At 59.8% G+C, this 16753-nt stretch carries 13 protein-coding genes; 4 read left to right on the top strand and 9 right to left on the bottom strand.

Features of this window, described 5'->3' with window-relative positions; translation table 11 throughout:
- Positions 1–9: 9 nt before the first annotated feature.
- The 5 genes from greA to MHM85_RS16645 form a co-directional block, all read right to left on the bottom strand.
- Complete coding sequence (greA, locus tag MHM85_RS16665; RefSeq protein WP_139527965.1) at positions 10–486, bottom strand: transcription elongation factor GreA; 477 nt, start codon at positions 484–486, stop codon at positions 10–12.
- Entirely contained in the window at positions 483–3713 is a 3231-nt protein-coding gene (carB, locus tag MHM85_RS16660; RefSeq protein ID WP_219862520.1) for a carbamoyl-phosphate synthase large subunit, read from the bottom strand. Before carB ends, greA begins: the two co-directional genes overlap by 4 nt.
- Positions 3714–3788: 75 nt before the next feature.
- The gene (gene carA, locus MHM85_RS16655; protein WP_219863795.1) at positions 3789–4934 is read right to left on the bottom strand and encodes a glutamine-hydrolyzing carbamoyl-phosphate synthase small subunit; all 1146 of its coding nucleotides are present in this window, start codon (positions 4932–4934) and stop codon (positions 3789–3791) included.
- A 409-nt stretch (positions 4935–5343) separates the two neighbouring features.
- On the bottom strand, positions 5344–6150 hold the full coding sequence (gene dapB, locus MHM85_RS16650; protein ID WP_219862518.1) for a 4-hydroxy-tetrahydrodipicolinate reductase: 807 nt from the start codon (positions 6148–6150) through the stop codon (positions 5344–5346).
- 112 nt (positions 6151–6262) lie between these two features.
- Complete coding sequence (locus MHM85_RS16645; RefSeq protein ID WP_219862516.1) at positions 6263–6544, bottom strand: DUF2218 domain-containing protein; 282 nt, start codon at positions 6542–6544, stop codon at positions 6263–6265.
- Positions 6545–6796: 252 nt separating this feature from the next.
- On the opposite strand from MHM85_RS16645, the gene MHM85_RS16640 reads away from it, so the two are divergent.
- The 3 genes from MHM85_RS16640 to MHM85_RS16630 are packed head-to-tail and all read left to right on the top strand — an operon-like array spanning position 6797 to position 9724.
- The gene (locus MHM85_RS16640; RefSeq protein ID WP_219862514.1) at positions 6797–7924 is read left to right on the top strand and encodes an ABC transporter substrate-binding protein; all 1128 of its coding nucleotides are present in this window, start codon (positions 6797–6799) and stop codon (positions 7922–7924) included.
- Positions 7914–8981, top strand: coding sequence for an iron ABC transporter permease (locus tag MHM85_RS16635; protein ID WP_139527959.1), 1068 nt, complete (start codon positions 7914–7916; stop codon positions 8979–8981). The genes MHM85_RS16640 and MHM85_RS16635 overlap by 11 nt, the downstream gene beginning before the upstream one ends.
- Positions 8975–9724 (top strand): ABC transporter ATP-binding protein, encoded by a 750-nt coding sequence (locus tag MHM85_RS16630; RefSeq protein ID WP_219862512.1) that lies wholly within the window; start codon positions 8975–8977, stop codon positions 9722–9724. The genes MHM85_RS16635 and MHM85_RS16630 overlap by 7 nt, the downstream gene beginning before the upstream one ends.
- Here MHM85_RS16630 and MHM85_RS16625 read toward each other — a convergent pair.
- From MHM85_RS16625 to grpE, 4 genes are all read right to left on the bottom strand, one after another.
- Positions 9702–10604 carry a DMT family transporter gene (locus MHM85_RS16625; RefSeq protein WP_139527957.1) on the bottom strand — a complete coding sequence of 301 codons (903 nt, stop codon included), beginning with the start codon at positions 10602–10604 and terminating at the stop codon, positions 9702–9704. The genes MHM85_RS16630 and MHM85_RS16625 overlap by 23 nt on opposite strands.
- Before the next feature lie 217 nt (positions 10605–10821).
- Positions 10822–11976 carry a molecular chaperone DnaJ gene (gene dnaJ, locus MHM85_RS16620; protein WP_139527956.1) on the bottom strand — a complete coding sequence of 385 codons (1155 nt, stop codon included), beginning with the start codon at positions 11974–11976 and terminating at the stop codon, positions 10822–10824.
- Positions 11977–12085: 109 nt separating this feature from the next.
- A complete protein-coding gene (gene dnaK, locus MHM85_RS16615) occupies positions 12086–14017 on the bottom strand; it encodes a molecular chaperone DnaK (protein ID WP_239286471.1) in 1932 nt (643 codons plus the stop codon).
- Positions 14018–14169: 152 nt separating this feature from the next.
- The gene (grpE, locus tag MHM85_RS16610) at positions 14170–14799 is read right to left on the bottom strand and encodes a nucleotide exchange factor GrpE (protein ID WP_219862508.1); all 630 of its coding nucleotides are present in this window, start codon (positions 14797–14799) and stop codon (positions 14170–14172) included.
- A 199-nt stretch (positions 14800–14998) separates the two neighbouring features.
- On the opposite strand from grpE, the gene recN reads away from it, so the two are divergent.
- Positions 14999–16672 carry a DNA repair protein RecN gene (gene recN, locus MHM85_RS16605; protein ID WP_153843166.1) on the top strand — a complete coding sequence of 558 codons (1674 nt, stop codon included), beginning with the start codon at positions 14999–15001 and terminating at the stop codon, positions 16670–16672.
- Positions 16673–16753 lie beyond the last annotated feature (81 nt).

Below are 16753 nucleotides of genomic sequence, written 5' to 3'. Positions count from 1 at the left end.
GGTACGTGGTTAGAGGTGCTCGACGCTCTCGATCTCGTACTCCACGTCGCCGCCTGGGGTTTTCACCACCACGACATCGCCCTCTTCCTTACCGATCAGCGCACGCGCAATGGGTGAAGTGACCGAGATTCTGCCCGCTTTGATGTCGGCTTCGTCTTCGCCCACGATGCGATAGGTCACGCTGGCATCGCTATCCAGGTTCAGCAGCGATACGGTTACCCCGAAAATCACCTTACCGGTCTTCGGCAGCTTGGTGACATCGATCACCTGCGCACCAGAAAGCTTGCTTTCGATTTCCTGGATACGGCCTTCGATGAATCCCTGCTGCTCGCGCGCCGCGTGATACTCGGCGTTCTCCTTGAGGTCGCCATGTTCACGCGCTTCGGCGATGGCGGCAATCACCCGAGGGCGCTCTTCGCCCTTCAAGTGATTGAGCTCCTCGCGAAGGCTTTTTTCTCCCGCTACCGTCATCGGGACCTTGTTCATTGACTTGCTCCTGCATGCAGATCCTGAAGGCGCCGCACCGTAATCTCCCTACCGTACTCTAGCGCCATGCAAACGGCATTAGCGCCCGCCAAGGTGGTCGCATAGGGCACCTTGCGCGCGAGAGCAGTACGGCGAATGATCGAAGAGTCGTTGATTGCCTGACGACCTTCGGTAGTGTTCACGATGTAGGCGATTTCGTCGTTCTTCAGCAGATCGACGATATGGGGACGGCCTTCGTAGACTTTATTGACGTGCTCCACGGGCAAACCGGCGGCTTCGATAGCCACTGCCGTACCACGCGTTGCACAAAGCGTGAAGCCTAATGTTAGCAGAGAACGAGCCACTTCGATAATCCCCTGCTTGTCGGGTTCACGTACCGACAGGAAGGCTTTACGATCGCCCTCCAGCGCCGGAATTGCTTCTCCCGCGCCCAGTTGCGCCTTGAAGAACGCTTCTGCGAAGGTATCGCCCGAGCCCATGACTTCGCCGGTGGACTTCATTTCCGGCGAGAGAATCGGGTCGACGCCCTGGAACTTGTTGAACGGGAAGACCGCTTCTTTGACGCTGTAGAAGTGCGGCACGATCTCACGCTCGAAGCCCTGTTCGGCCAGAGGCTTACCGGCCATGCAGCGGGCCGCCACCTGCGCCAGCGAGGTACCGATGCACTTGGACACGAACGGCACGGTACGCGAGGCGCGTGGGTTGACCTCGATGACATAGATCTCGCCATCCTGCCACGCCAGCTGCACGTTCATCAGGCCTTTGACGCCCAGCTCGACGGCCATTTTCTTGACCTGATCGCGCATCTCGTCCTGCACGTCGGCCGGCAGCGAGTAGGGCGGCAGCGCACAGGCGGAGTCGCCGGAGTGAACGCCCGCTTGCTCGACGTGCTGCATGATACCGCCAATCACGACCTGCTGACCGTCGGAGACCGCATCGATGTCGACTTCCACCGCGGCACTCAGGAAATGATCCAGCAGTACCGGCGAGTCGTTGGAGACTTTCACTGCGTTGGTCATGTAGTTTTCAAGCTCGGAGGCGTCGTAGACGATCTCCATCGCCCGGCCGCCCAGGACGTAGCTGGGGCGCACGACCAAGGGATAGCCAATTTTTTCGGCTTTGGCGAAGGCATCTTCGAAGCTGCGGGCCGTGGCGTTGGGCGGCTGTTTCAGACCGAGCTTGTCGATCATCACCTGGAAGCGCTCGCGGTCTTCCGCGCGGTCGATGGCGTCCGGCGTGGTGCCAATGATCGGCACGCCAGCGGCTTCTAGTTCTCGGGCAAGCTTCAGCGGCGTTTGTCCACCGAACTGGACGATGACGCCCACCGGCTTCTCTTTATCGGCAATTTCCAGCACGTCTTCCAGCGTGACCGGCTCGAAGTAGAGACGATCCGAGGTGTCGTAGTCGGTGGAGACGGTTTCCGGGTTGCAGTTGACCATGATGGTTTCGTAGCCGTCGTCGCGCATGGCGAAGGCGGCATGAACGCAGCAGTAGTCGAACTCGATACCCTGGCCGATACGGTTCGGGCCACCGCCCAGCACCATGATTTTCTGGCGATCCGAGACGTCTGCTTCGCACTCCTCCTCGTAGGTGGAGTACATGTAGGCCGTGTCCGAGGCAAATTCGGCCGCGCAGGTATCCACGCGCTTGTAGACCGGGCGGATGTTGGCGGCTTGACGCGTCTTGCGGAACTCTTTTTCGGACACGCCCAACAGCTTCGCTAAACGAGCATCCGAGAAGCCCTTGCGCTTGAGCTGGAACAACTCGCGGGCGGAGAGGTCCGCCAGCGCACGCTTGGAAACCGCCGCTTCGGTCAGAATCAGGTCTTCGAGCTGGACCAGGAACCAACGGTCGATGTTGGTCAGCGCGAACACGTCGTCCACGCTCATGCCCGCGCGCATGGCGTCGGCGACGAAGAAGATGCGCTCGGCACCCGCTGCCTGTAGCTCGCCCTTGATTTGGGCCATCGCGTCATCGGTAAACTCGGTAATGATCGGGTCGAGGCCGTCGTTACCGGTTTCCATGCCGCGCAGCGCTTTTTGCAGCGACTCTTGGAACGTACGGCCAATCGCCATCACCTCGCCCACCGACTTCATCTGGGTGGTCAGGCGGTCGTTCGCCTGGGGGAACTTCTCGAAGGTGAAGCGCGGGATTTTGGTCACGACATAGTCGATGGACGGCTCGAAGGACGCCGGAGTTTGGCCGCCGGTAATGTCGTTTTGCAGCTCGTCCAGGGTGTAACCCACCGCCAGCTTCGCGGCGATCTTGGCAATCGGGAAACCAGTGGCTTTGGAGGCCAGCGCCGACGAGCGAGAGACACGGGGATTCATCTCGATCACCACCATGCGGCCGGTCTTCGGGTCCATACCGAACTGCACGTTCGAGCCGCCGGTTTCTACGCCAATCTCGCGCAGCACCGCGAGGCTGGCGTCGCGCATGATCTGGTACTCTTTATCGGTCAGCGTCTGGGCCGGGGCTACGGTGATGGAGTCGCCGGTGTGCACGCCCATGGGGTCGAAGTTTTCGATCGCGCAGACGATGATGCAGTTATCGTTCTTATCGCGCACCACCTCCATTTCGTACTCTTTCCAACCCAGCAGCGACTCGTCGATGAGCAGCTCGTGGTTGTTGGACAGCTCGAAACCGCGGGTACAGATCTCTTCGAACTCTTCCTTGTTGTACGCCACGCCGCCGCCGGAGCCGCCCATGGTGTAAGAAGGACGAATGATCGTCGGAAAGCCCAGCTCCGCCTGAATCTCCCACGCCTCGTCCATGGTGTGAGCCACTTTGGCCTTGGGGCACTCCAGGCCGATGTTCTTCATCGCCTTGTCGAACAGATCGCGGTCTTCGGCCTTGTTGATGGCATCGGCATTGGCACCGATCATCTCGACACCGTATTTGGCCAGCACGCCGTGCTTGTCCAGGTCCAGCGCGCAGTTCAGCGCCGTCTGACCGCCCATGGTGGGCAGAATCACATCCGGGCGCTCGGCTTCGATGATTTTCTCGACGGCTTGCCAAGTGATCGGCTCGATGTAGGTGGCATCGGCCATGGCGGGATCGGTCATGATGGTGGCCGGGTTGGAGTTGACCAGAATGACCCGGTAGCCCTCCTCGCGCAGCGCTTTACAGGCCTGGGCGCCGGAGTAGTCGAATTCGCAGGCCTGACCGATGACGATCGGACCAGCGCCAATGATGAGAATGCTATTGATATCGGTACGCTTAGGCATAACGGTTCCCGCAAAAAGTGGTGACGATGAGCATCAAAACGGCGTAACTAGGCACTGAGAGGCAGCGCGGCGAACCTAGCGGCGCGCCTGCATCATGGCGATGAAACGATCGAACAGCGGCGCTACGTCGCGCGGACCTGGGCTCGCTTCCGGGTGGCCCTGGAAGCTAAACGCCGGACGATCGGTACGCTCGATGCCCTGCAGAGTGCCGTCGAACAGCGAGCGGTGCGTGGCGCGTACGTTGCTGGGTAGCGTTGCTTCATCGGCCGCGAAGCCGTGGTTCTGACTGGTGATCATCACCGTGCCGGTATCCAGGTCTTGTACCGGATGGTTGGCCCCGTGGTGACCGTGACCCATCTTGACGGTTTTGGCACCGGAGGCCAGCGCCAGCAGCTGGTGGCCCAAGCAAATGCCGAACACCGGCGTGTCGGTTTCCAGCACTTCCTGGATCGCTTTGATGGCGTAATCACAGGGCTCGGGGTCGCCGGGGCCGTTGGCCAGGAACACGCCGTCCGGGTTCATCGCCAGCACCTCTGCCGCCGGCGTTTGCGCCGGCACCACGGTCAAGCGGCAGCCCCGCGCCGCCAGCATGCGCAGGATGTTGAACTTCACGCCGTAATCGAACGCCACCACGTGGTAGGGGCGCTCGCCCTGACTCGCATCCGCGTAGCCTTCGCCCAAGGCCCACTCGCCTTCCGACCACTCGTAAGCCTCTTTGCAGGAGACTTCCTTGGCCAAATCCATGCCCTTCAAGCCCGGAAATGCCTTCGCCGCGGCCAGCGCCCGCTCGACGGCATCGTCACCCTCTGCCTCGGCACCTGCCAGAATCGCGCCGTTTTGAGCCCCTTTGTCACGCAAAATACGCGTCAGGCGGCGGGTGTCGATATCGGCAATGCCCAGTACGTTTTGGCTTTTCAGATAATCAGAGAGGGTTTGTTCGGAACGAAAGCTGCTGGCCAACAGGGGAAGATCGCGAATCACCAGGCCTGCTGCCGCAATGGAAGCGGATTCCACATCTTCGCTGTTGATGCCGGTATTGCCGATGTGGGGATAGGTCAGGGTAACGATTTGGCGGGTATAAGAGGGGTCGGTGAGGATTTCCTGGTAGCCGGTCATGGCTGTATTGAACACCACCTCACCGCTTGTGATTCCCTCCGCGCCAATGGCCGTGCCATGAAACACACTGCCATCTTCCAGGGCCAATATCGCGGGTTTGCTCAATGCGGGGTTATTCAAAACACGTTCTCCCATGCTGGTGGGAGCCTGTGGGCGCAGGCTCGGCGATCCGGTTGTCGGCGTTTGCGTGCAAACGTCGGGTCGTAAAAAAGCGGGACGAAGCCGACAATAAAAACATCGGTTTCATCCCGCTTGTTGTTCTCATCCATGCCACCGTAACGGTCGTGCCATGGCGCAGCAGTTCGCTGACTTTTTTCTCACACCTAACGGCCAGTGCAACAAGCGTGGTGCACTTTCCACTGACATTCTTTCCACTAACTGCCACAGGCATTCGCTGCAGGCGTTTTTTCAGCGCCTCGACAGCCACTCGGCCAAAATTTTTGGAATGTTACAGGATTTACCGACCGCAGGCTAGCCCTTTATTTTCAGCGTGGCGTTACGTTCGTTTTGCCGATCAGTGAAGCGCCAAGACATCCTGCATGTCGTAGCGGCCGTGAGGCTGGCTGGCGACCCAGCGTGCGGCGCGCACGGCGCCTTTGGCAAAGGTCATCCGGCTTGAGGCCTTGTGGGTGATTTCGATCCGCTCGCCTTCGGTGGCGAACATCACGGTATGCTCTCCGACGATATCGCCTGCACGCACGGTCGCAAAGCCGATCTCTTTATCGGTACGCGGGCCGCACTGCCCTACCCGCTCGAACACGCCGTGCTCTTTTAAGGTGCGGCCGAGACTGTCGGCAACCACTTCCCCCATTTTGATGGCCGTTCCGGACGGCGCATCGACCTTGTGGCGGTGGTGAGACTCGATCACTTCGATATCGTACCCTTCATCGCCCAGGGCTTTCGCCGCCGTTTCCAGCAACTTTAGCGTCAAGTTCACGCCCACGCTCATATTGGGGGCGAACACCATGGCGACTTTATCGCGGTAGCTATCCAGCTCGGCCAGTTCGTCGTCGTTCATGCCGGTGGTGCCGATCACGATGCGCTTACCGTGCTTGGCGCAGAACGCCAGATTCGCCAACGTCACTTTCGGTGCGGTGAAGTCGATCAGCACGTCGAAGTCATCGACGATGGCGCTGAGCGAATCGACCGCCACCACGCCCCGCTTGCCTACGCCCGCCAGCTCGCCGATATCGGCACCGGCCAGGGAGCTGCCCGGCTCCACGATACCGCCCGCCAGGGAGGCATCGGCTTCTTGCTCGACGGCGTTGACTAACGTGCGGCCCATGCGGCCAGCGACGCCTACAATGGCAATTCGGGTCATGGAAACTCCTACGGATACGCTGTTGCAGCGGACTAGAAACGAAAAAGGTAGCCGCGATTATAGCAGACCACCCCGGCCGATGCGGCGCTAACGCCGACACCCAGCGATCACTTCAATTTTCCCAGACGATCTCTAGCGGTTCGTCTTTCGCCATTCGTACCAAATGGCTTTCGACCACGCCTTCGAGCTGGTCTAAGTGCTCCTCTTCGAGGGTTTCGATAGAGACCAGTAGTCGCTCTGGCTCCGCGTGCATCAGACAGGTACCGCTGGCGAACACGATTTTGGCGTCCTGCTCGGTATGCTCGACCTCCAACTTATGCGCCCAGTGTTTGCATAAGCGGTTGATCAAGCGCGCACCAGAGGGGGTGGCAATCTCAGCTCGGGATAACGGCATGGGTTCACTCCATCTTCATAGTAGTAAGTACCCACTAGCGTAATCCTCGCTGTGAAAAGAACCAAGCAACGAATGAGAATTCCTTGCAACGGCCTGTTGCCATCATGCTAATGCTTGGCACTTACCTCGACACCTTTTCTGCTTTAAGGGATAATGCCGGATATGAGAATAGCAATTAACATCAACATCTATGTTTGATTAAACACTCATCGTTAGCGTAGACGCTAAAGAACTCAGGTACTCAATACCACTATGCTGTTACGCCTATCTCTTCCTTTTGTAGGTGCGCTGACGTCTTTCGTTTGCGCGTCGGCCATCGCGGCCCCCATTACGGTTACCGATATTGCTGGCCGACAGATCACTCTAGACGCCCCTGCCGAACGCGTCATCCTAGGTGAAGGCAGACAAATCTACCTGCTCGGCATGCTCGAACCCGATGCACCACTGGCCCACGTGGTGGGCTGGCGAGAAGACTTTTCACAAGCAGACCCTGACAACTACCAACGCTACTTAGAGCGCTTCCCCGAAATGGCGTCGATTCCCACCTTTGGGGGCTTCAAAGATGGTACCTTCGATGTCGAACAAGCAGCATCACTGAATCCCGACCTGATCCTGATGAACATCGAGGCAAAAGCAGCCACCGAGGATGCCGCCTACGATGACAAGCTCGCGGAACTGGATATTCCCATCGTGTACGTGGACTTCCGCGAAGACCCCATCGAGAACACCATTCCATCGATGCGCCTGATCGGCCAGCTGATGAACGACGAGGCCGCTGCCGAGGAGTTCATCACCTTTGCTGAAGCGCAGCTCGCCCGGGTAACGGATGTCATCGAGCAAGCCGACCCCGAACGGCCACGCGTCTTCGTCGACCGTGCAGGCGGCTATTCGGATGAGTGCTGCATGAGCTTCGGCCCTGCCAACTTTGGCGAATACGTGACGTTGGCAGGCGGCATCAATATTGCCGATGGCATCATCCCCGCCAGCTTTGGCAACCTCAACCCCGAGCAAATCATCGCCGCCAACCCGCAGCACGTGGTGGTCACGGGCGGCAGTTGGGATGCCTACGTGCCTGGCGGAGACTGGGTCGGTGTCGGTCCCGGAGCCGACCAGGCGCAGGCCCGGGAAAAACTGCAAGCGCTAACGACCCGCACCGCCATGACCGGCATCGAGGCCGTCGAGACGGGGAATGTGCACGCGATTTGGCACCAGTTCTATAACAGCCCCTACTACTTCGTTGCCGTACAGCAGCTGGCCAAGTGGTTCCATCCCGAGCTGTTTGAAGATTTAGACCCCGAAGCTACCTTGGAAGAGCTTCACGACCGGTTTCTGCCGATCGACTATCAGCCCGGCTACTGGATAACGCTTCATGATGAGTAATGCCAACGTCGCCCACCCAACCGCCGGACGCACGTTCTATCGCGCACAAGTGTGGCGTCGGCAGCTAATTCTGGTGGGCCTGACCCTCGCGCTACTGCTCAGTCTCTGCGTGGATTTAGCGCTCGGCCCCGCCCGCTTCAGCTTGGCAGAGGTGGTGGCTGCGCTGGTGACACCGGATGTCGTCAGCCAGCAAGCGCGGGTCATTTTGTGGGATATTCGTATGCCGGTCGCGCTCATGGCCATCGTCGTGGGGGCTAGCCTCTCGGTGGCGGGCGCGCAGATGCAGACCATCCTCAGCAACCCGCTCGCCAGCCCGTTCACGCTGGGGATATCCGCGGGCGCCAGCTTCGGTGCTGCCCTTGGCTTGGCCTTTGGTGTGGCCATCATCCCCACCGCCATCGAATATGTAGTGCCCATCAACGCGTTTCTGATGGCCATGTTCACCGCGTTTTTGATTCACGCGCTGAGCCTCAAGCGCGGCGTCACCGTGGAAACCATCGTGCTACTCGGCATCGCGATGGTGTTCATCTTCAACTCGCTGATGGCGCTGATTCAGTTCTTTGCCAGCCAAGAGGCCGTGGCGGCCGTCGTGTTCTGGACGATGGGCAGCCTTACCAAAGCCACTTGGCCAAAGTTTTGGATCGCACTCGGCGTGCTCGCCCTGGTAATGCCGCTTTTGGCACGCCACGGTTGGGCGCTCACCGCCATGCGCCTGGGGGATGCCAAAGCGGAGAGCATGGGCGTCAACCCTCGCGCGCTGCGCCTAGAGGTATTGGTGCTCGTGTCGCTGCTGGCCGCCATCGCCGTTGCCTTCGTCGGTACGATTGGCTTCATTGGCCTGGTGGGTCCGCACATTGCTCGTATGCTGCTAGGCGAAGATCAGCGCTTCTTCCTGCCCGGCTCGGCGCTGTGCGGTGCACTGATTCTCTCGGTGGGGTCGGTGCTGTCCAAGATCATCATTCCCGGCACCATCATTCCCATCGGCATCATCACGTCGCTCGTGGGCATTCCCTTCTTCCTTTTCCTCGTGCTCAATCACAAGAAGGCCGCATGGTAACGCTACAGCTCAAGAACGTGTGCGCCCGCTATGGGCGCAAAACCATCGTTCACGACATCACCACGCCCTGCTTTCAAGGCGGGCAAGTCGTGGCGCTGCTTGGCCCCAACGCGGCAGGCAAATCGACGCTGTTCCGTCGTATTCTGGGATTGCTGAAAGGCGGGGGCGACGTGCTCATTTCGAATACCACCGCCGAGCGTCCCGTGGCCTACATGCCCCAGGACACCGGTGCCAGAGCCGTCTTATCGGTGTATGAGTCCGTGCTGCTGGCCCGCATGCAAGGGCGCAGCCTGACGGTACAAGCCGACGACCTTGCCCAAGTGGACAAAGCGCTTGCCGAGCTGAACATTAGCGCGCTGGCCGAGCGTGACATCGGCGATTTGAGCGGCGGCCAGCGCCAGCTAGTGAGCGCTGCCCAGGCGCTGGTGCAGGAGCCTGACATCCTCATGCTGGACGAGCCCACGTCCGCGCTCGATCTCAACCGACAAATTAGCCTGTTGAGCGTACTGAGACGCCTAGCCGACGAGCGGCAAATGCTGATTCTGGTCGCTCTACACGACATTGGCCACGCCCTGCGCTTTACCGATCACGCCATGGTGCTGGAACAGGGTCGACTGATCGCCTGCGGCGCCACGGAGGACGTCATCACCCCGGAGCTACTGCGCGGCGTTTACCGCGTGAACGCTCGCATCGAGGCCTGCTCGAAGGGGCGGCCTCAGCTTATCGTCGAAGAGGCCATTTAAGGCGCTTACCCTCCAGCGCCGCCAATACGACACCGGCCAGCATCAAAGGCAGCGCCAAGAAGAAGTGGTACGAGGCCGGAATATCGAATAACCACCAATCTGCCAACACCGGCCAGAGCAAGGCGAGGTATTCGAACGGCGCTAACCGCGACGCCTCGGCATAGCGAAATGCCAGCGTCATCGCGATATGCGCCGCCCCGCCCAACAGCCCCGCCAGCACGAGCAGGCTCAACACCTCTGGGCGTAACGCTGACCAGCCTAGCGGCAGCGTCGCCAGCCCCGCCAGGGCCGACACCAAAATGAAGTAAAATGCGATAGCGCCCGGCGTTTCCGTTCGCGAAATGCGCCGCACGGTCAGTAACGCGCCCGCCGTCAACACCGCGCTCAGCACCGCCAATAGATAGCCCACCAGCTGGCCCGACTGAGAAGCACCGCCCACGTTCGGCAACACCAGCACGGCCATTCCCCCCATCGCCAGCCCCATCGCGAGCGCACGCACCCACGTAAAGCGCTCGCCCAACAGCAGGACACCGCCTAGTGCCATAAAAATAGGCGTCAACTGCGCCAGCAGCGTGGTCTCTGCTACCGGCAACACCGCCACAGCGGCAAACGAGGCAAACATCGCCGCCGCGCCCAATCCTGAACGCAAGGCATGCCCCAACGGTCGCCGGGTCGCCAACCCCTGAGGAAACTCCCGGCGTAGGGCCAGAAACACCACGATCGGCAGCAGCGCAAACAGCGAACGGAAAAACACCGACTGCCCCACCGGCACCTCATCGCTCACGGCTTTGATACACACCAGCATGCCCGTAAACAGCACCCCCGACAGCACACGCAGCCAAATCCCCAAATAAGGGCGGTCAACAGCATCCAAAGGCATTAGGTGGTTTCCTTCATTCGTCAGCGTCCATCGGTTGATAAGCGGATGCTGTTATTGTGACGTAAGTCGCCTTGGCTTGTCTCACTCAAGCCCCGCGTAGCATCGTCTGCCAGACCCACAGGCCTTGGCGCGGCGGATGGGTCTTCAATGGCATATACATATAAAAAAGCCCCAGCACCGGGGTGCTGGGGCTGTTACTTCAGAGCGCTCTGGGCTCTTACGGCTTCATCTCTTCAAAGAACTTCTTCACGCTGTCGAAGAAACCGGTCTTCTTCGGTGAGTGGCTGTGGCTGTTGCTGCCATCGAAGCTCTCTTGCAGCTGGCGAAGCAGGTCTTTCTGCTCGTCGTTGAGGTTGACGGGCGTTTCCAGCACCACTTTGCACAGCAGGTCGCCGGGGGCGCCGCCGCGAACGGGCTTCACGCCTTTACCACGTAGGCGGAAGAGTTTGCCGGTTTGGGTTTCCGGCGGAATCTTCAGCTTCACGCGACCATCTAGCGTGGGCACTTCCAACTCGCCACCGAGGGCTGCATCGACGAAATTGATCGGCACGTCGCACTGCAGGTGCTTACCGTCACGCTTGAAGATGTGGTGCGGCTTGATGGAAACCTGAACGTACAGATCGCCCGCCGGGCCACCGTTCACGCCGCTCTCGCCTTCGCCGTTGAGACGAATACGGTCGCCGGTATCCACACCCGGCGGAATCTTCACCGAGAGGGTGCGGGTTTCGCGCACGCGGCCTTCGCCGTTACATTTGTGGCACGGCACTTTGATGTGCTGGCCACTGCCGTGACAAGTCGGGCAGGTTTGCTGAACCGCAAAGAAGCCCTGCTGCATGCGTACTTGGCCGTGACCATGGCAGGTCGGGCAGGTCTCTTTGGTGGAGCCCGGCTCGGCGCCGCCACCGTCGCAGCGGTCACACTCGATATGACGCGGGACGCGAATATCCACCGTGGTGCCCGCCACTGCGCTCTCTAGATCCAGCTCTAGGTTGTAGCGCAGGTCGGAACCCCGTGCAGGTGCGTTGGGCCCACGACGACGACCACCGCCGCCACCGAAGATATCGCCAAACACATCGCCGAAGATATCGCTGAAATCGCCAGCGCCGCCGCCACCGAAGCCACCGCCGCCAAAGCCGCCGCCCTGGCCATCCACACCGGCATGGCCGAACTGGTCGTAGGCCGCGCGCTTCTCGCCATCGCTCAGAACTTCGTAAGCTTCCGACACTTCGCGGAATTTTTCCGCTGCGGAGGTATCGTCCGGGTTTCGATCAGGGTGGAATTTTTGCGCCAGACGGCGATAGGCCTTTTTGATCTCTTTCTGATCGGCCCCTTTTTCGACACCCAGGACTTCGTAATAATCGCGTTTGGACATGGGTCCTACGCCTCCTGGTTAGCTACGCACTATAGGCGTCTCGGCCGCGGAAACAGCAACGCGGGAGTTGCCTCCCGCGTCACCGCTTTCCTTGGCAGAAAGAGGTGGGTTACTGCTTCTTCTTGTCGTCGTTGACTTCTTCGTATTCGGCGTCAACCACGTCATCGTCCTGCTTGGTGCTGGCTTCTTCAGCACCTTCACCACCCGCCTGGGCCGCTTCTGCCTGTTCGGCGTACATCTTTTGCGCCAGCTGGCCGGAGACTTCGGTCAGCGCATCCAGTTTCTTCTGGATGTCGTCCTGGTCATCGGTTTTCACCGCTTCTTCCAGTTCGGCGATGGCGTTTTCGATGGCCTGTTTCTCGTCATCGGTGGCCTTATCGCCCGCTTCTTGAACGGTCTTACGGGTGGCGTGAATCATGCCGTCCGCTTGGTTACGCAGCTGTACCAGCGCTTCGAACTTCTTGTCTTCGTCCGCGTGAGCTTCAGCGTCGCGTACCATTTGCTCGATCTCATCATCGGAGAGGCCGCTAGACGCCTTGATGACGATGGACTGCTCTTTGCCGGTCGCCTTGTCTTTGGCAGACACGTTCAGAATACCGTTGGCATCGAGGTCGAACGCCACTTCGATCTGCGGCACACCGCGCGGTGCCGGCGGAATGTCGGCGAGGTCGAAGCGACCCAGCGACTTGTTCTGCGACACTTGCTTACGCTCACCCTGAACGACGTGAATGGTCACGGCGGTCTGGTTGTCATCCGCGGTCGAGAAGGTTTGCGTCTTCTTGGTCGGGATGGTGGTGTTATTGTCGATCAGCGGCGTCATCACGCCACCCAGGGTTTCGATACCCAGGGTCAGCGGGGTCACGTCGAGCAGCAGTACGTCTTTAACGTCGCCACCCAGAACACCGCCCTGAATCGCAGCACCCACGGCCACTGCTTCGTCCGGGTTCACGTCTTTACGGGCTTCTTTACCGAAGAAGTCTGCCGCTTTCTTCTGAACCATCGGCATACGGGTTTGGCCGCCGACCAGGATCACTTCGTCGATTTCAGACGCGGACAAGCCTGCATCTTTCAGCGCCATCTTGCACGGCTCGAGCGAACGCTGTACCAAGTCTTCGACCAGCGACTCCAGCTTGGCACGGGTCACCTTCACGTTGAGGTGTTTCGGGCCAGTGTTGTCGGCGGTGATGTACGGCAGGTTCACGTCGGTCTGCTGCGCGCTGGAAAGCTCGATCTTGGCTTTCTCGGCGGCTTCTTTCAGACGCTGCATGGCCAGATTGTCACCAGACAAATCGATACCGCTGTCCGACTTGAACTGATCGACCAGATAGTTGATCAGCGCGAGGTCGAAATCCTCACCACCCAGGAAGGTGTCACCGTTGGTTGCCAATACTTCGAACTGCGTTTCGCCATCCACGTCGGCGACTTCGATGATGGAAATATCGAAGGTACCACCACCCAGGTCGTAGACTGCGATGGTTTTGTCGCCACGGGCTTTGTCCATGCCGTAGGCCAGAGCAGCAGCGGTCGGCTCGTTGATGATACGCTTGACGTCTAGACCGGCAATGCGGCCTGCATCTTTAGTAGCCTGACGCTGGCTGTCGTTGAAGTAGGCCGGTACGGTGATGACCGCTTCGGTGACCGCTTCGCCGAGATAGTCTTCGGCGGTTTTCTTCATCTTCTTCAGCACTTCCGCGCTCACCTGCGGCGGTGCCATTTTTTTGCCTTTTACTTCTACCCACGCGTCACCGTTGTCGGCTTCGGCGATTTTGTAGGGCACCATCTTGATGTCTTTTTGAACGACATCGTCTTTGAAGCGACGGCCGATCAGACGCTTGATGGCGTAAAGGGTGTTTTCCGGGTTGGTCACTGCCTGGCGCTTGGCGGCCTGGCCTACCAGGGTTTCGCCGTCGTCGGTGTAAGCAATGATGGAAGGCGTGGTACGACCGCCTTCGGCGTTTTCAATGACTTTAGCGCTGTCACCATCGAGCACGGCCACACAAGAGTTAGTGGTGCCCAGGTCGATACCAATAATGCGTCCCATAGCAAAAACCTCGAATTCGGTTGAAACAAAACTGATGTTTTACGCCGCTGTTACTTACTTGGCGTCTGCGGGTTTTCCCGCGGGTTGCCCTTTATTTGGGGGCCGCTTGCCGCATTTCAAGGGCTTTTTTTGCGGCAATGCGTCAACGCGGCTTAATTCGCTTTTTGGCTGACCACGACCATGGCAGGACGCACGAGGCGGCCGTTCAACAGATAGCCTTTCTGCATCACATCCATCACGGTGTTGGGGTCGAGCTCTGGGTTCGGCACCATCGCCATGGCTTCATGCACCTGTGGATCGAAGGGCTCGCCCTGAGGCTCGATGCTTTCGACGCCAAACTTGTTCAGCACGTCGAGCTGCATCTTGAGGGTCATGGAGACACCTTCGCGATGCGCCTCGGACGCATCGTCCTGCATGCTTTCCAGCGCTTTTTCCAAGCTATCCACCACGGGCAGCAGCTCTTTGACGAACTTCTCCAGGGCAAACTTGCGCGCCTTTTCGGCTTCTTGCTCCGCCCGGCGGCGAACGTTCTGAGCTTCGGCAGCAGCCCGCAGCGCTTGGTCTTTGGCTTCCGCCAGGCTCTGCTCGAGCTCTTCTACCTGAGCGGCCAGCACGTCGGCTTCGGGGCTGCCAGCGCTATCTTCCAGCGGTGCATCGTCATCGATCAGCCCTTCCAGTTCGCCTTCCACCAACCGCTCTTCGGCAGATTGGTCGGTGACCTCTGCTTCCTGCTCTTGGCGTGCCAGCTCATCTTCCAACGGGGTTTGCGGTTCTTTTGCCATGCCTTGCTCCTGAAATAAGTAACGGTGCCGGTGGCGGCCACCTGAGGTAAGTAGCGGGTGTTAACCACGTATGCAGCCTATATGGGGGCCATCAAAGCCATCTCAAGAGGGGCATTGAAGTGAGTTATCGACTACTGTATAAAACAACAATTATTGGATAAGTATCCAGCTTCTGTGCCGCACCGCCTCAGGAGGCCTTATGCTTACGCAGCTAGCGATCCAAGACTATGCGATCGTTGATCGTCTCGAACTCGACCTCACCCGTGGCATGACCGCTATTACGGGGGAAACCGGGGCGGGTAAATCCATTCTGCTGGGTGCCCTGGGGCTCTGCCTGGGCGAGCGCGCCGATGCGGGTAGCGTGCGCCACGGCTGCGAGCGAACCGACCTCTCCGCCCGTTTCGATATCCAGCACCTGCCCGCAGCAGCCGAGTGGCTCGACGCCCGCGAGCTGCCTGCCGATGAGTGTCTCTTGCGTCGCGTGGTTACTGCCAACGGCCGCTCCAAGGCGTGGATCAATGGCCACCCAGCGACCATTGCCGATTTGAAATCCCTCGGTGAACAGCTAATTCAGATTCATGGCCAGCATGCCCACCAAGCCTTGATGCGGGAAGAGACGCACTTGGCGCTACTGGATGACTACGCCGGGCTTCGCGAAGGCAGCCAGCAGCTCACCGAGACGTTCCGCGAGTGGCGCAGTGCCCGCCGTCGGCTGAAAAAACTCAGTGAAGAGGGCAGCGAAGTCGAGGCCAAACGCCAACTGCTGCGCTATCAAGTCGAGGAGCTGGACCAGTTGGGCCTTGCCGAAGGCGAGCTGCAAACCTTGGAAGAGGAGCAGCACACCCTGGCCCACGCCGAAGAGACCCTGCGTGAAACCCAGTTTGCCGCCGACTGCTGCGAAAGCGATGAAGGAGGCGCGCTGTCGCTTCTCAACCAAGCCTACGCCCACCTGAGCGCGCTGCCCGGCAGCGACAAAGGCACGCTGGCCAATACGCTCACCATGTTGAGCGATGCCCGAATTCAAGTCGAAGAGGCCGCTAGCGAGCTGCACCGATTGGCCAGCACCACCGAACTGGACCCAGAGCGACTGGCGTGGGTCGAGGAGCGCATGGGCGACGTACACCGCATTGCCCGTAAGCACCACGTCGCTCCCGAAGAGATTTGCGCGCTGCATGCCCAACTCAAACAAGAGGTGGCGCAGCTCGAAGCCAGCGATGACGATCTAGAAGCCCTCAGCAGTCAAGTGGCCGAGTACCGCGAGCGTTACCGCAGCGAGGCCAAGCAGCTCACCGAAGCACGTCAGAAGGCCGCCGTGCGTCTGGGCAAAGAGGTGCAGCAGCAGTTGGCCTTCTTGGCCATGGGCAAAGCACGTTTCGACGTGGACGTCACCCCGCGCGAAACGCCTTCCCCCGAGGGCTTGGACCATGTGCAATTCCTGATCAGCGCCAACCCGGGCCAACCCGCCCGGCCGCTCACCAAAGTCGCTTCCGGCGGCGAGCTGTCGCGCATCAGCCTGGCCATTCAGGTGGTGGCGGCGTCGCATTCGACGATTCCGAGCTTGGTCTTCGATGAAGTGGACGTGGGTATTTCTGGGGCAACGGCGGAAATCGTCGGCCAACTGCTACGTAAACTAGGCGAAAACGGCCAGGTGATGACCGTGACCCACCTGCCTCAAGTGGCCGCCCAGGCGCACCAGCACCTGCACATCGAAAAGCGCGCCAAGCGAGACACCACACTCACCCACATGGCGCTGCTGGACGAACGCGGCCGGATCAGCGAGCTGGCGCGTATGCTGGGCGGCGTGACGCTGTCCGACCAAACCCTGGCCCATGCGCGGGAAATGCTCCACGCCAGCCAGCGCCCGCCGCACTGAACCTGACGGTTTTCTCTTCAACGACTCACCGAATACAAAACGCCCCCAGAGCACCGGTGAAACATCACGTGCACTCTGGGG

The organism is Halomonas sp. McD50-4 (genome assembly GCF_022348135.1).
Taxonomy (GTDB): domain Bacteria; phylum Pseudomonadota; class Gammaproteobacteria; order Pseudomonadales; family Halomonadaceae; genus Vreelandella; species Vreelandella piezotolerans.
This window is presented reverse-complemented; position numbering and strand designations above follow the sequence as displayed.

Coding starts and splice junctions, on each gene's coding strand:
- MHM85_RS16625 (WP_139527957.1), bottom strand. CDS start 10,604: ATGCCTTTGGATGCTGTTGACCGCCCTTATTTGGGGATTTGGCTGCGT.
- MHM85_RS16645 (WP_219862516.1), bottom strand. CDS start 6,544: ATGCCGTTATCCCGAGCTGAGATTGCCACCCCCTCTGGTGCGCGCTTG.
- MHM85_RS16635 (WP_139527959.1), top strand. CDS start 7,914: ATGATGAGTAATGCCAACGTCGCCCACCCAACCGCCGGACGCACGTTC.
- MHM85_RS16630 (WP_219862512.1), top strand. CDS start 8,975: ATGGTAACGCTACAGCTCAAGAACGTGTGCGCCCGCTATGGGCGCAAA.
- dapB (WP_219862518.1), bottom strand. CDS start 6,150: ATGACCCGAATTGCCATTGTAGGCGTCGCTGGCCGCATGGGCCGCACG.
- greA (WP_139527965.1), bottom strand. CDS start 486: ATGAACAAGGTCCCGATGACGGTAGCGGGAGAAAAAAGCCTTCGCGAG.
- grpE (WP_219862508.1), bottom strand. CDS start 14,799: ATGGCAAAAGAACCGCAAACCCCGTTGGAAGATGAGCTGGCACGCCAA.
- recN (WP_153843166.1), top strand. CDS start 14,999: ATGCTTACGCAGCTAGCGATCCAAGACTATGCGATCGTTGATCGTCTC.
- MHM85_RS16640 (WP_219862514.1), top strand. CDS start 6,797: ATGCTGTTACGCCTATCTCTTCCTTTTGTAGGTGCGCTGACGTCTTTC.
- carB (WP_219862520.1), bottom strand. CDS start 3,713: ATGCCTAAGCGTACCGATATCAATAGCATTCTCATCATTGGCGCTGGT.
- dnaK (WP_239286471.1), bottom strand. CDS start 14,017: ATGGGACGCATTATTGGTATCGACCTGGGCACCACTAACTCTTGTGTG.
- dnaJ (WP_139527956.1), bottom strand. CDS start 11,976: ATGTCCAAACGCGATTATTACGAAGTCCTGGGTGTCGAAAAAGGGGCC.